At 72.6% G+C, this 13,290-nt stretch carries 11 protein-coding genes; 2 read left to right on the forward strand and 9 right to left on the reverse strand.

What is annotated here, in order from left to right:
• Nucleotides 1–64 precede the first annotated feature (64 nt).
• Both K4S16_RS16150 and K4S16_RS16155 read left to right on the forward strand, forming a co-directional pair.
• A complete protein-coding gene (locus tag K4S16_RS16150; RefSeq protein WP_235036843.1) occupies nucleotides 65–1,150 on the forward strand; it encodes a LacI family DNA-binding transcriptional regulator in 1,086 nt (361 codons plus the stop codon).
• Between the two features lie 56 nt (nucleotides 1,151–1,206).
• A complete protein-coding gene (locus K4S16_RS16155; RefSeq protein ID WP_149259766.1) occupies nucleotides 1,207–2,433 on the forward strand; it encodes a cytochrome P450 in 1,227 nt (408 codons plus the stop codon).
• Here K4S16_RS16155 and lysX read toward each other — a convergent pair.
• From lysX to K4S16_RS16200, 9 genes are all read right to left on the reverse strand, one after another.
• Nucleotides 2,420–3,874, reverse strand: a complete 1,455-nt coding sequence (lysX, locus tag K4S16_RS16160; protein ID WP_235036896.1) for a bifunctional lysylphosphatidylglycerol synthetase/lysine--tRNA ligase LysX — start codon at nucleotides 3,872–3,874, stop codon at nucleotides 2,420–2,422. The genes K4S16_RS16155 and lysX overlap by 14 nt on opposite strands.
• 114 nt (nucleotides 3,875–3,988) lie before the next feature.
• Nucleotides 3,989–4,771: a type III pantothenate kinase gene (locus K4S16_RS16165; protein ID WP_149259768.1), complete on the reverse strand. Its 783-nt coding sequence runs from the start codon at nucleotides 4,769–4,771 to the stop codon at nucleotides 3,989–3,991.
• Between the two features lie 14 nt (nucleotides 4,772–4,785).
• A complete protein-coding gene (gene nadC / locus K4S16_RS46805; RefSeq protein WP_149259769.1) occupies nucleotides 4,786–5,643 on the reverse strand; it encodes a carboxylating nicotinate-nucleotide diphosphorylase in 858 nt (285 codons plus the stop codon).
• Nucleotides 5,640–7,298 carry an L-aspartate oxidase gene (locus K4S16_RS46810; protein WP_308800798.1) on the reverse strand — a complete coding sequence of 553 codons (1,659 nt, stop codon included), beginning with the start codon at nucleotides 7,296–7,298 and terminating at the stop codon, nucleotides 5,640–5,642. Before K4S16_RS46810 ends, nadC begins: the two co-directional genes overlap by 4 nt.
• A gap of 78 nt (nucleotides 7,299–7,376) precedes the next feature.
• Nucleotides 7,377–7,793: an aspartate 1-decarboxylase gene (gene panD, locus K4S16_RS16180; RefSeq protein WP_089316894.1), complete on the reverse strand. Its 417-nt coding sequence runs from the start codon at nucleotides 7,791–7,793 to the stop codon at nucleotides 7,377–7,379.
• Nucleotides 7,793–8,653 (reverse strand): pantoate--beta-alanine ligase, encoded by an 861-nt coding sequence (panC, locus tag K4S16_RS16185; protein WP_149259771.1) that lies wholly within the window; start codon nucleotides 8,651–8,653, stop codon nucleotides 7,793–7,795. Before panC ends, panD begins: the two co-directional genes overlap by 1 nt.
• A gap of 189 nt (nucleotides 8,654–8,842) precedes the next feature.
• Nucleotides 8,843–9,781 carry a Rossmann-like and DUF2520 domain-containing protein gene (locus tag K4S16_RS16190; protein WP_149259772.1) on the reverse strand — a complete coding sequence of 313 codons (939 nt, stop codon included), beginning with the start codon at nucleotides 9,779–9,781 and terminating at the stop codon, nucleotides 8,843–8,845.
• 106 nt (nucleotides 9,782–9,887) lie between these two features.
• Nucleotides 9,888–12,383 (reverse strand): ABC transporter permease, encoded by a 2,496-nt coding sequence (locus K4S16_RS16195; RefSeq protein WP_149259773.1) that lies wholly within the window; start codon nucleotides 12,381–12,383, stop codon nucleotides 9,888–9,890.
• The gene (locus K4S16_RS16200; protein ID WP_149259774.1) at nucleotides 12,383–13,156 is read right to left on the reverse strand and encodes an ABC transporter ATP-binding protein; all 774 of its coding nucleotides are present in this window, start codon (nucleotides 13,154–13,156) and stop codon (nucleotides 12,383–12,385) included. The genes K4S16_RS16195 and K4S16_RS16200 overlap by 1 nt, the downstream gene beginning before the upstream one ends.
• Nucleotides 13,157–13,290: the final 134 nt, after the last annotated feature.

The following is a 13,290-nucleotide window of genomic DNA, read 5'->3' on the forward strand; positions in this document are numbered from 1 at the left end:
CCCGTCAAGCGCCGGTCAAGAGCGCTACGCGCCCGTACGTTCACCATGTGTGACCGTGCATTCGGTGCCACGCCATGCAAAACTCCACTACCTGGGAAGACGCCCATGGAGCGGGACGAGGAGCGAGTTGCCACAGACCAGCATCCGTGAGGTCGCGAGGCGCGCGGGCGTCTCAGTTGGGACCGTTTCGAATGTCCTAAACCGGCCAGATCTCGTGGCCGAAGCTACCCGTGACCGTGTCCGCGCGGCGATCGAGGAGCTCGGGTTCGTCCGCAACGAGTCCGCGCGCCGGCTCCGCACGGGCCCCGAACGGACCGCGGGCGAGTTCGGCGACCAGCCGCGCCGGGCGTTCGGCGTGGTAGTGGAGGACCTCACCAACCCGTACGCGACCGACGTCGCGCGGGGCGCCGAGGCCGCGCTCAACGCGGCCGGCCACGACGCGCTGTGGCTGTCCAGCGACCACTCCGCCGCCAAGGAGCGCCGCTCGCTGGAACTTCTCACCGAGCAGCAGGCCGCCGGGGTCCTGGTCATCCCGGTCAAGCTCGGCCCCCGCGACATCTCCCGGCTGCGCGCCGCGGGGATGAGCGTGGTGGTGATCGACCGGGACGCCGTCGACGTGTGCTCCGCCCGGGTCGACCACGTGGCGGGCGGCGAGACCGCCGCAGCCCATCTGCTCGGCATCGGACGCCGGCGCATAGCGTTCGTGACGGGCGTCCCAGAGCCGCAGCCCTGCGTCGAACGCCGCTCCGGAGCCGCCCGCACGATCGTCGAGGCGGGTCTCGGCACGCCGCCCGTCCTGGTCAAGGACGCTCTGAGCCCCACCGAGGGGCAGGCCGCCGCACACGAGATCATGGCCATGTCGCCGGTGCCCGACGGCGTGTTCTGCGCCAACGACCTGCTGGCGATCGGCCTGATCAACGAGCTGACCCGGCTCGGCGTCCGCGTCCCCGACGACATCGCCGTGGTCGGCTACGACGACATCGAGCTCGCGGCGAGCGCCGCCGTGCCGCTCACCACCATCCGCCAGCCGCGCCGCGAGCTCGGCTGGGAGGCCGCCGAACTCGCCATGGCCGAGATCGGCGAGGGCAAGTCGCACCAGCACCGGCAGGTCGTCCAGCGGCCCGAGCTGGTGATCAGAGAAAGCGCTTAGCGGCCCCCGTCCGCCCGCTATTGACATCTCGTCTCAGATTCGGGTCGGCTGGGGGCATGGAAGACAGGACGGGCCAGACCGCGGAGGCCGGGGCGACCGCGGTCCTGGGCTTCGATCCGGGCGATCCGGCTTTCCGGGCCGACCCGTACGCCCATTACCGGACGCTCGGGGCCGACGGCCGCGGCCTGCACCGGACGGACGTCGGGTTGCGCGTCACCTCGTCCTACGAGCTGTGCGAACGGGTCCTGCGCGACCCGCGGTTCGGGCACCGCCCCACGGGCGGCGGCGTGTGGCGCGAGGTGCAGGGCCGGCACCGGTCGTTCCTGACCATGGACCCGCCCGACCACACGCGGCTGCGCCGCCTGGTGAGCAAGGCGTTCACGCCCCGTCTCGTGGAGCGGCTGCGGCCCCGGATCGAGGAGCTCGTCGACGCCCTGCTGGAGCCCGTCTCGGGCAAGGCCGATCTGATCGCCACGCTGGCCTACCCGCTGCCGGTCATCGTGATCAGCGAGATGCTCGGCGTCCCCGCCGAGGACCGCGACCTCTTCAAGGGCTGGTCCGACAGCCTCGCGCGCGGGCTGGACCCCGACTTCCTGCTGCCGGAGGCCGAGATCGCCCAGCGGGACGCGGCGCGCGAGGAGTTCGCCGAGTACTTCCGGGAACTGGCCGCCGAACGCCGGGCCGAGCCGCGCGACGACCTCCTGAGCGCCCTTGTGGGCGTCTCTGACGGCGGAGACGTCCTTTCGGAACAGGAACTGCTGGCGACGTGCATCCTGCTGCTCGTGGCGGGCCATGAGACGACCGTGAACCTCATCGGGAACGGCGCGCTGGCCCTGCTCCGCGACCCCGCGCAGTTGCGGCTGTTCCGGGAGCGGCCGGAGAACGTCCAAGCGGCCGTGGAGGAACTGCTGCGCTTCGACCCGCCGGTGCAGCTGACCCTACGATCGGCCCTGGAGGACGTTGACCTGAACGGGACGCTCGTCGAGCGCGGGAAGCTCGTCCTCCTGCTGACGGGCGCCGCCAACCGCGACCCGGCGGTCTTCGACGAGCCCGACCGGCTGGACCTGCTCCGCTACGCCGAGGGGCGTGACGCGCCGAAGCACCTGTCGTTCGGGCACGGCGTCCACTTCTGCCTCGGCGCCCCGCTGGCCCGGCTGGAGGGCCGCATCGCGCTCGGCAAGCTGTTCGAACGCGATGTGGCCCTCGCCGCCGACGACCTCGTCTACCGCGACAACCTCGTGCTGCGCGGGCTGCGCGAGCTTCCGGTCGTCATTCGGGCTTGACCAGCGGGAACAGGATCGTCTCGCGGATCCCCTTGCCGGTGAACGCCATGATCATGCGGTCGATGCCGGCGCCCATGCCGCCCGTCGGGGGCATCGCGTACTCGAGGGCGCGCAGGAAGTCCTCGTCCAGCTGCATGGCCTCGGGGTCGCCGCCCGCGGCGAGCAGCGACTGCTCGGTGAGGCGGCGGCGCTGCTCGACCGGGTCGACCAGCTCGGAGTAGGCGGTGCCGAGCTCCGTGCCGAACCCGATGAGGTCCCACTTCTCGGTGAGCAGCGGCTCCTCGCGGTGCTGGCGGGTCAGCGGGGACGTCTCGACCGGGTAGTCCATGACGAACGTGGGCTGGACGAGGGTGTGCTCGACCAGCTCCTCGAAGATCTCCTGGACGAGCTTGCCCTGGCCCCACTTGGGGTCCCAGGAGATGTCGCGGGCGTCCGCGAGCTTGCGCACGGACTCGATCGGCGTGTGCGGCGTGATCTCCTCGCCGAGCGCCTCGGACACCGCGCCGTACAGGGTGATCCGGGGCCACTCCGCAAGGCCGAGGTCGTACTCGGCGCCGTCATGGACGACCACGGTGGTGTCGAGGGCGGCGACGACCGCCTTCTGGTACATCCGCTGGGTCAGGTCGGCCATGTCGTTGTAGTCGAGGTACGTGCCGTAGGCCTCGACCATCGTGAACTCGGGGTTGTGCGTGGAGTCCGCGCCCTCGTTGCGGAAGTTGCGGTTGATCTCGAAGACCTTCTCGATGCCGCCGACGACGAGCCGCTTCAGGTACAGCTCGATCGCGATGCGGAGGTAGAGGTCCATGTCGTAGGCGTTGATGTGCGTCTTGAAGGGGCGCGCCGCGGCCCCGCCGTGGATCGGCTGGAGCATGGGCGTCTCGACCTCGAGATAGCCCTCCTCGTGCCAGAAGTCGCGGACCGCGCGGACGGTGGCGCTGCGCACCCGCGCCATCCGCCGGGCCTCGTCGTTGACGATCAGGTCGACGTAGCGCTGCCGGACCCGCGCCTCCGGGTCGGTCAGGCCGGCGTGCTTCTCCGGCAGCGGCCGCAGGCACTTGGAGGTGATCGCGAACCGGTCGGCCATGACCGACAGCTCGCCTCGGCGGGAGGTGATGATCTCGCCCTCGACGCCGACGTGGTCGCCGAGGTCGACCTCGCGCTTCCAGAAGTCGAGCTGCTCCTGCCCGACCTTGGCCAGCGACAGCATGACCTGGATGTCGCCGCCGGCGTCCCGGATGGTGGCGAAGCACAGCTTTCCGGTGTTGCGGATCAGCATCACGCGACCGGTGACGCCGGCCTTCTCACCCGTCTCGGTGCCCGGCTCCAGGCCGGTGTGTTTCGCGCGGATCTCGGCGATCGTCGCCGTCCGCGGGAAGGTCACCGGGTAGGGGTCGATCCCGCTCTCGCGGAGCCGGTCGAGCTTCTCCCGGCGCACGCGCATCTGCTCCGGGAGCTCGTCGAAGGTCTCGTCACTCACATCGCAAGGCTATCCAGCCCGTCCGGTGCGGGCGAACGACTTCGGCGCGATCACCGCGGCGAACGCGCCCCGGACGGGTCAGGGCGTGTTGCGCTCGTAGATGAGCCGGAGGCCGATGAGGGTGAGCCACGGCTCGAACACGTCGATGCTGCGGGACTCCTCCAGGACGAGCGGGGCGAGGCCGCCCGTGGCGATGACCGTGACCTCGTCCGGGTCGTCGGCGAGCTCCTCCGACATGCGCTCGACGATGCCGTCCACCTGCCCGGCGAAGCCGAAGATGATCCCGGACTGGAGCGCCTCGACGGTGTTCTTGGCGATCACGTTGCGCGGCCGGACCAGCTCGATCTTGTGGAGCTGCGCGCCGCGCGACGACAGCGCGTCGATCGAGATCTCGATGCCGGGGGCGATCGCGCCGCCCACGTACTCGCCCTTGGCGGAGACCGCGTCGAAGGTGGTGGCGGTGCCGAAGTCGACCACGATCGCGGGTCCGCCGTGGGTGTGGACGGCGGCGAGCGCGTTCACGATGCGGTCGGCGCCGACCTCCTTCGGGTTGTCCATCCGGACGGGGACGCCGGTCTTGACGCCCGGCTCCACGATCACCGCCTGCACGTCGCCGTAGTAGCGGCGGCACATCTCCCGCATCTCGTGCAGGACGGAGGGGACCGTGGAGCACAGCGCGATGCCGCTGATGTCGGTCTCGGCCAGCAGCGGGCTCTGCTGGACGAGCCCCTGCAGGACCACCGCGATCTCGTCGGCGGTGCGCCGCGGGTCGGTGTTGATCCTCCAGTGCTCGATCACCTCGTCGCCCTCGAAGAGACCGAGAACGGTCTGGGTGTTACCGACGTCGATGGTCAGCAGCATCAGGTCCCCGCTGTTCAGGTGAAGTCAAGGCCGATGTCGAACACGCGCGCCGAGTGCGTCAGCGCGCCGACCGCAAGGTAGTCCACCCCGGTCACGGCGACGTCTCGGGCCCGCTCCAGGGTAAGGCCACCACTGGCCTCGAGCTCCGCCCGCCCTGCCACGAGCCGGACCGCCTCGGTCATCTCGGCGTCGGTCATGTTATCGAGCAGGATGCTCGTGGCCCCCACGGCGAGGGCCTCCTCGACCTGCGCCAGGGTGTCGCACTCCACCTGGACGTGCAGGGACGGGTAGACGGCGCGGATCGCCTCGTACGCCTTGGTGACGCCGCCGGCCGCCGCGATGTGGTTGTCCTTGATGAGCGCGGCATCGTGCAGGCCCATCCGGTGGTTGACGCCCCCGCCGCAGTGCACGGCGTACTTCTGCAGGGCCCGCAGGCCGGGGAGGGTCTTGCGGGTGTCGCGGACCTTCGCCTTCGTGCCCTCCATGGCGTCCATCCACGCGCGCGTGGCCGTGGCGATTCCAGACAGGTGCATGAGCAGGTTCAGCGCCGTCCTCTCGGCCCTCAGGATGGCCCTGGTGGATCCGCTGACCGCGATGAGGACCTGTCCGGGGGCGACCCGGTCCCCGTCCTCCACCTTCGCCTCGTAGGCGACGTCCAGCATCTCGAAGACGAGGCACGCCACGGGCACGCCCGCGACGACACCCTCCTCCCGGGCCTTCAGCTCCCCGCTCGCGGTGTCCTGCGGCGCGAAGATCGGCGTGCTGGTGACGTCGACCTCGCCGTCCTCGGCCAGCGCCGTCCGGACGAGGTTTTCCACAGCCTGTGGATCGAGCCCGGCGGCGCTCAGCCTCTGCGAGAGTTCCGGTGTCATGAGCGCTTCCCTTCCAGAGGTTCGTAGGTGGTCGTCAGGACGTTCCCCGCCAGCCGGGTGACGAGGTGGCCGCGCCACGTCCCGTCCGCGCGCTCGGGGAAGTCCTCCCGCCAGTGGCTGCCGCGCGTCTCCTCCCGGCGCCGCGCCGCCGCCACGATCGCGGACGCGACGGTGTGCAGGTTGGTGGCCTCCCAGGCGTCCACCCCGGGCTCCGCGCCTCCGGGCGGCGCCCCGGCCCGTCCGAGCGCCGCCAGCTCCCGCGCCGCCGTCTCCAGCCCCTCGGCCCCGCGCAGCACCCCGGCAAAGGAGGTCATGATCCGCTGAACCTCCCCCCGCACCCCCGGCCCCAGCAGCCCGCCCCGCACACCTTCCGGCACCCCGTCCGCACCTTCCGGCGCGTGCGGTGCGGCGGCGGCGAGGTCGTGAGGTAGGGATTCGGCGATCCTCGCGGCGAAGACCAGGCCCTCCAGGAGGGAGTTGGAGGCGAGGCGGTTCGCGCCGTGGACGCCCGTGCAGGCGACCTCGCCGCAGGCGTAGAGGCCGGGGACGGACGTGCGGCCATGCAGGTCCGTGCGGACGCCTCCGCTGGCGTGGTGGGCGGCGGGCACGACGGGGATGGGCTCGGTCACCGGGTCGATGCCGTGGTGGCGGCACGCGGCCAGGATGGTCGGGAACCGGCTCTCCCACATCGCCGCGCCGAAGTGGCGGCCGTCGAGCAGCATGTGGGACGCGCCCGTCTCGCGCATGCGGTTGATGATCCCCTTGGCGACGACGTCGCGCGGGGCCAGCTCGGCGAGCTCGTGCCGTCCCACCATGAAGCGCACGCCCTCGTGGTCGACGAGGTGCGCGCCCTCCCCGCGGACGGCCTCGGAGATCAGCGGCTGCTGCCCCGACGCGCCCTCGCCGAGCCACAGCACGGTCGGGTGGAACTGGACGAACTCCAGGTCGGTGACCTCGGCCCCGGCGCGCAGCGCGAGCGCGACGCCGTCGCCCGTGGAGACCTCGGGGTTGGTCGTGGCGGAGAACACCTGGCCGAGCCCGCCGGTGGCGAGCACGACGGCGCGGGCGCGCACGGCGCCGACGCCGCCCGGCTGCCCAACGCCCATGACGTGCAGGGTGACGCCCGCGGCGCGTCCCGCGGCGTCCTTCACCAGGTCGAGGACGAGCGCGTGCTCGATCACCTCGACGCCGGAGTCCTTGAGCGCGGAGAGGAGGGCGCGGCTGATCTCGGCGCCGGTGGCGTCCCCGCCGGCGTGCGCGATCCGGCGCCGGTGGTGGCCGCCCTCGCGGGTCAGCGCGATGTCGCCGCCGGAGCGGTCGAAGGCGGCGCCGAGCGCGATGAGGTCGCGGACGGCGTCCGGCCCCTCGGTGACGAGCGCCCGGACCGCGTCCTCGTCGCAGACGCCGACGCCCGCGGTCAGGGTGTCGGCCAGGTGCTCCTCGGGGGTGTCGTCGGGCGCGAGCGCGGCGGCGATGCCGCCCTGCGCCCACCGGGTCGACCCGGCGTCCAGGAGGGCCTTGGTGACGAGCAGCACCCGGCCGTGCGGGCGGCAGCGCAGGGCGGCGACCAGCCCGGCGATGCCGGAGCCGATGACGACGACGTCGGTGTCGGTGGTCCAGCCGGGCGCGGGGGCGTGCAGAACGGAAGGGATCACGAGCCCTCCTCCGGGATCGGTTCTCGTCATTATGACCCTAACCCCGGAGAGGCCGGACCCCCGGCCCCCGCCCAAGCGTCAGTTGCGGATCAGGTCGCCCCGCGTCGTGCTGGTCCCGGGGACGGGCTCGGCGGGGTCGGAGCCCAGCGAGATGATCTTGTTGGAGCGGTCGACGTGCACGACGGCCGGGACGAACTCGCGGGCCTCGGCGTCGGTCATCTGCGCGTAGCTGATGATGATGACGAGGTCGCCGGGCTGCACCAAGCGGGCGGCGGCGCCGTTGATCCCGATGACGCCGGAGCCGCGCTCGCCGGCGATCAGGTAGGTCTCCAGGCGGGCGCCGTTGTCGATGTCCACGATCGAGACCTGCTCGCCGGGCAGCAGGTCGGCGGCGTCCATCAGGTCCTGGTCGATGGTGAGCGAGCCGACGTAGTGCAGGTCCGCCTGGGTCACCGTGGCGCGGTGGATCTTCGACTTGAACATCGTCCGGAACATCAGTGCTCCTTGCCGAAATCGAGGGGAACGTTGTCGATGAGGTGGGTGGCGCCGACGCGGCCCGCGACGGCGAGGACGGCCCGGCCGGCGTGCGGTCCGGTGATCTCGGTGAAGGTCGAGGGGTCGACGAGGACCAGGTAGTCCAGCGCGAGGGGCGGGTCGGCGGCCTCGGCCTCGGCGAGGACGGCGCGCGCGGCCGCCAGGACGGCGTCCGGGCCGGAGGCGACGGCGTCGGCCCCGGCCCGCAGTGCGCGCGAGAGGGCGAGCGCGGTCCGGCGCTCGGGCCCGGACAGGTAGCGGTTGCGGCTCGACAGCGCCAGCCCGTCCGGCTCGCGGACGGTCGGCGCGCCGAGGACCTCCACGGGGACGTTCAGGTCGGCGACCATCCGCCGGATCATCGCGAGCTGCTGCGCGTCCTTCTCCCCGAAGACCGCCACGTCCGGCCGGACGAGGTTGAGGAGCTTCAGCACGACGGTGAGCATCCCGTCGAAGTGGCCGGGGCGGGCGGCCCCCTCGACGACCTCGCCCATGGGCCCCGACTTGATCGTGACCTGCGGCTCGTCCGGGTACATGACGTCGCGGGAGGGCGCGAACACGAGGTCCACGCCCTCGGCGGCGCAGGCCTCCAGGTCGGCGGCGAACGTGCGGGGGTAGCGGTCGAAGTCCTCGCCGGGCCCGAACTGGAGCGGGTTGACGAAGACGCTGACCGCGACCGTGTCCGCGCTGCGGCGGGCCTGCCGCATCAGCGACAGGTGCCCCTCGTGCAGGGCGCCCATGGTCGGGACGAGCGCCAGCGTGCCCGCGGCCTTCGACCGGGCCTGCGCCAGTTCCTCGCGCGTGCGGGCGACGATCGGTGTCACGCTCCGTCCCTCCACTCACGCGTCGGCGGGCGCCGGCCGGGGCCGGACTCGCCGGAAACACCAGAAGCCAATGCCGTTCCCTTCCTCGTCATCCGGCCGGCGCTCACACATCCGGTCGGCCCTGTCGGTCGGTCAGCACTTTCAGTCGGTCAGCACTCTCGGGTCCAGCACTTTCGAGGGCCGGCGCCGTCAGTCGGCCAGCGCTTCGAGGAGCCGTTCGGCGTCCTCCGGTCTGAGCAATCCGGCGCCGAGCGCGCGGTCGGCGGTGAGGCGGGCCAGCGCGACGTAGGCGCGGCGGCTCTCCGCCGACACCTTGGCCAGCTCGGCTACATGGTCGGTCACGGTGCCGGCGTCGCCGCGCGCGACCGGGCCGGTGAGCCCGTCGATGCCGAGGCGCAGCCCGTTGTCGAGGGCGGCGCCGAGGAGCGGGCCGAGCATCCGGCCGGGCTCGGCCACGCCCGCGGAGCGCAGCAGGTCCATGGCCTCCACGACCAGGGTGACCAGGTGGTTCGCGCCGCCGGCGAGCGCCGCGTGGTAGAGCGGGCGCGCCTCCTCGGTGATCCAGACGGGCTCGCCGCCCATCTCCAGGACGAGGGCCTCGGCGACCGGGCGCAGCGGCTCGGGCGAGGTGACGCCGAACGAGATGCCGGTGAGCCGGTTGACGTCGTCCGGGCGCCCGGTGAACGTCATCACGGGGTGCAGGGCCAGCGGCAGCGCGCCCGCGCGGGTGAGCGGGTCCAGCACGGCGGTGCCGTACCGGCCGCTGGTGTGCAGGACGAGCTTGCCGGTGACCGGGACGCCCGCGGAGACCAGCCCGGCGGCCAGCTCGGGGAGCTCGTCGTCCGGGACGGTCAGCAGCACCAGGTCCGCGGCGGCGACCACGTCCTGCGGGTCGGCGACGCCGGCCCCGGGGAGGCGTTCCTCGACGCGGGCCCGCGACCGCTCGGACACGGCGGTCGCGGCGACCACGCGGTGGCCCGCGAGGGAGAGCGCGGCCCCGAGCGCCGTGCCGACGCGGCCGGCGCCGACGACGCCGACCGCGAGCCGCGCGGGCCGGTCCTTCGGGGTCCCAGCGGGGACCGGCCCGTTTCCGGGCGTGCCGGAGGAAGGCGTGGCCTGTGGGTCCATCGGTTCGTTCCAGTCCTCAGGTAGGTACCGGACGTGCGCGCACCACAGTACCCGCGGGACCCGGCCGCGCGGTCCGGTGGGTGACGATCGTCACCCCGCCCCCCATTCAGTCATGCGCGAGGGACTCCACGATGGACGTCTTCGCGGCGCGCCGCGCCGGCAGCACGGCGGCGAGCATCCCGGCCGCGCCCGCGAGCACCACGAACCCGACGACCTGCAGGTAGGGCAGCGCGAAGATCGAGTCGCTCGCCATCGCGTTCGTCGCGGCCCAGCCGAAGCCCACCCCGAGCACGACCCCGGTGGCGGCGCCGATGACGGCCATGACCAGGGCCTCCACCGAGAGCATCCGGCGGAGCTGGCGCTTGGTGAGGCCGAGGGCGCGCAGGAGCGCCGACTCCCGGGTGCGCTCCACGACCGACAGGGTCAGCGTGTTGGCGATGCCGAAGAGCGCGATGACGATCGCCAGCCCGAGCATCCCACCGAAGATCATCAAGACCGTGTCGATGGCCTTGGTCATCGACTCCTTGAACTCGGCGGACGATTCGACCTTCGCCGCCGGGTAGGGGCGCGCGGCCTCGTCCACGGCTCGTCGCGCCTGGTACGCGGACAGGTCGTCGCGAGTCCTGACGTAGACGGCCTCCGGGTCCGTGGGGCCGAAGTAACGGGTGAAGTCCGACTCCGGGACGATGATCCCGTCAAGGCTCGCGCCCGCCCCGTAGACGGCGGTGACCTTCACCGGGACGATGCCGTGCGCCGTCCGGACCTGCAGGGTCTTCCCGAGGCCCCGGTCGGGCGCCTTGGCCGTCTCCTCGTCCACCATCGCGGTGCCCGGCTTCAGCGCGGCGTCCAGCGACCCCTGCTTGAAGTCCGGCTTCAGGAGCCTGCCGAGCGCGGACGTGGTGATCGTCGAGATGTCGTCCTCGTCACCGCCGACCCGGGTCTCCTTGCGGCGGGTCTCGACCGTGTCGGTGACCTCGGGCCGGGTGCGCAGCGACTCGGTCAGCGCATGCGGGAGGGTCCCGTCGAAGCTCTGCGGCCGGATCTGGAACTGGACGGGGAACTGCTCCTCCAGCTTCTGCGCCGCCGTCGCCTTGGCGCTCGCCGCGACCACCGCGAACAGGCTCATCAGCCCGACGCCGACGGTCAGCGCGATCGTCGTGGTCGCGGTGCGGCGGGGAGCGCGCTGCGCGTTCGCCACGGCCAGCCGCCCGGGGACGCCGCCGAGCCGCGCCGGGGCCGCGCCGGCGACCCGTCCGAGCGGACGGACGAGCGCCGGCATCGCCGCGATCACGCCGAGGAAGAACACGCCGCCGGCGAACGCGACCGCGTACATCGCCGTCTCGCCCTTGTGCATGACGAGGGAGCCCGCCACGCCGATGGCCAGGCCCGCGACGCCGAGGAGGACGGCGAGGGCGGTGCGCACGAGGCCGAGCCTGAATCGTCCGCTGCCCGGTTCGAGGTCCGCGCGCAGCGCGGCCACCGGCGCGACCCGGGTCGCGGCGCGGGCGGGCAGAAGCGCGGACAGGACCGTCACCACGATCCCGACCACCAGGCCGACCGCGACCGTCCGCACCGTGAGGGACGGCCCCGCGACGGCGATGCGCTCGTTCAGTTTGTTCACCACGACCAGCGCGCCCTCGCCGAGGCCGACCCCGGCGACGATTCCGAGCAGCGAGCCGACCAGGCCCACCACCGCGGACTCCACCACCACGCTCCCGAACACCTGCCGGCGGGTCGCGCCGACGCAGCGCAGCAGCGCCATCTCCCGCATCCGCTGCGCGATCAGGATCGAGAACGTGTTGTAGATGACCAGGGCGGACACCAGCATCGCGACCAGCCCGAAGATCAGCAGCCCGGTCCTGATGATCTTGGTGTCGGCGCCCGCCGCCTTGGCCAGCCGCGCGCCGAGCTCCTCGCCCGTGTAGACGCGGTTGGAGCCGCCGGCGGCGGCCTTGACCGCCGCCCGGGTCCCGCCCGCGATGTCGAGTTCGCGGTAGGTCTTCTCGCCGGTCATCCGCATCGCGGTCGCCGGGTCGAAGCCCACCGCGCCGCGGAAGCTCGCCTCCTGGTCGATGCCGAAGTCGACCAGCCCGACGACCGCGAACCTGTGCGGCCGGTTCCCCTTGTCGAGGATCGTGACCGTGTTCCCGACCGAGAAGCCCTCCCGCTTCGCCAGCTGACTGTCGAGGACGGTCTCGCCGGCGCCGGCCGGAGGCCGTCCCTTGTCGATCTCGTAACGCAGCAGGCGTCCGGACGGCACGGACATCCCGACCGTCGGGAAGTCGCCGACCGCCTTGCCGTCCTTGCCGACGAGCGCCGCGTCGCCCTGCACGGCGCCCTGGACGTCCGTGACGCCGGGAAGCGCCTTCATCTCGCGGAGCAGGGCCGGCGAGATGCCCTGGTCGGGGTCGTCGCTCTTGGGCAGCACCGCGTAGTCGACCTTGTCGGCCGACCTGGCGAACGTCTTGGAGACGCCCTTGTCCAGCGTGTCCGTCAGGACGAACGTCCCCGAGATGAAGCCGACGCCGAGGGTGATGGCCACCGCCGTGAGCAGCAGCCGCAGCTTGTGGGCGCGCAGGCCCGCCAGAGTCGTCCGCAGCATCACGCCCCCAGCGCCTTGAGCCGGTCGAGGACGGCGTCCGGGGTCGGCCGGAGGATCTCCGACACGATCTCCCCGTCCCGCAGGAACACCACCCGGTCCGCGTACGAGGCGGCCACCGGGTCGTGGGTGACCATCACGATCGTCTGCCCCATCTCGCGGACCGAGGCGCGCAGGAACCCGAGGACCTCGGCGCCCGCGCGGGAGTCGAGGTTGCCGGTCGGCTCGTCCGCGAAGATCACCTCGGGGCGGGCGACGATCGCGCGGGCGCACGCCACCCGCTGCTGCTGGCCGCCCGACAGCTCGCTCGGACGGTGCCCCAGCCGGTCCCGCAGCCCCAGGGTCTCGACGACCCGGTCGAACCACGCCGGGTCGGGCTTGCGGCCGGCCAGCTCCATCGGCAGCAGGATGTTCTGCTCGGCGGTCAGCGTCGGCAGCAGGTTGAACGCCTGGAAGACGAACCCGACGCGGTCGCGGCGCAGCATCGTCAGCTGCCGGTCGCCCATCCCGGTGATCTCGGCGCCGCCGAGGACGATCCGCCCGCCGCTGACGGTGTCCAGCCCGGCCAGGCAGTGCATCAGCGTGGACTTCCCGGACCCCGACGGGCCCATGATCGCGGTGAACGCGCCCTTGGCGAACCCGACGCCGACCCCGCGGAGCGCGTGGACGGCCGCGTCACCGGACCCGTACACCTTGGACACGCCCTCGGCGGTGACGGCCGGCGGCGCCGAGGCGGCGGGGGCTCCCCCTGGGGGTTCGGCGAACGTGCTGGTCACGGTGACTCCTTCATGGTCGTGGAGGGACGCGCTCCACGCTAGGAATCCGCGCCGCCCCTGCCATCGACCCGGCGGCCACGCTCCGCCTCACTCTCACGGCCATTCGGGGATCCTTCGTACGACCTGAGTCGTAC

The organism is Actinomadura sp. K4S16 (assembly GCF_008327685.1).
In the GTDB taxonomy this organism is placed as follows: Bacteria; Actinomycetota; Actinomycetes; order Streptosporangiales; family Streptosporangiaceae; genus Spirillospora.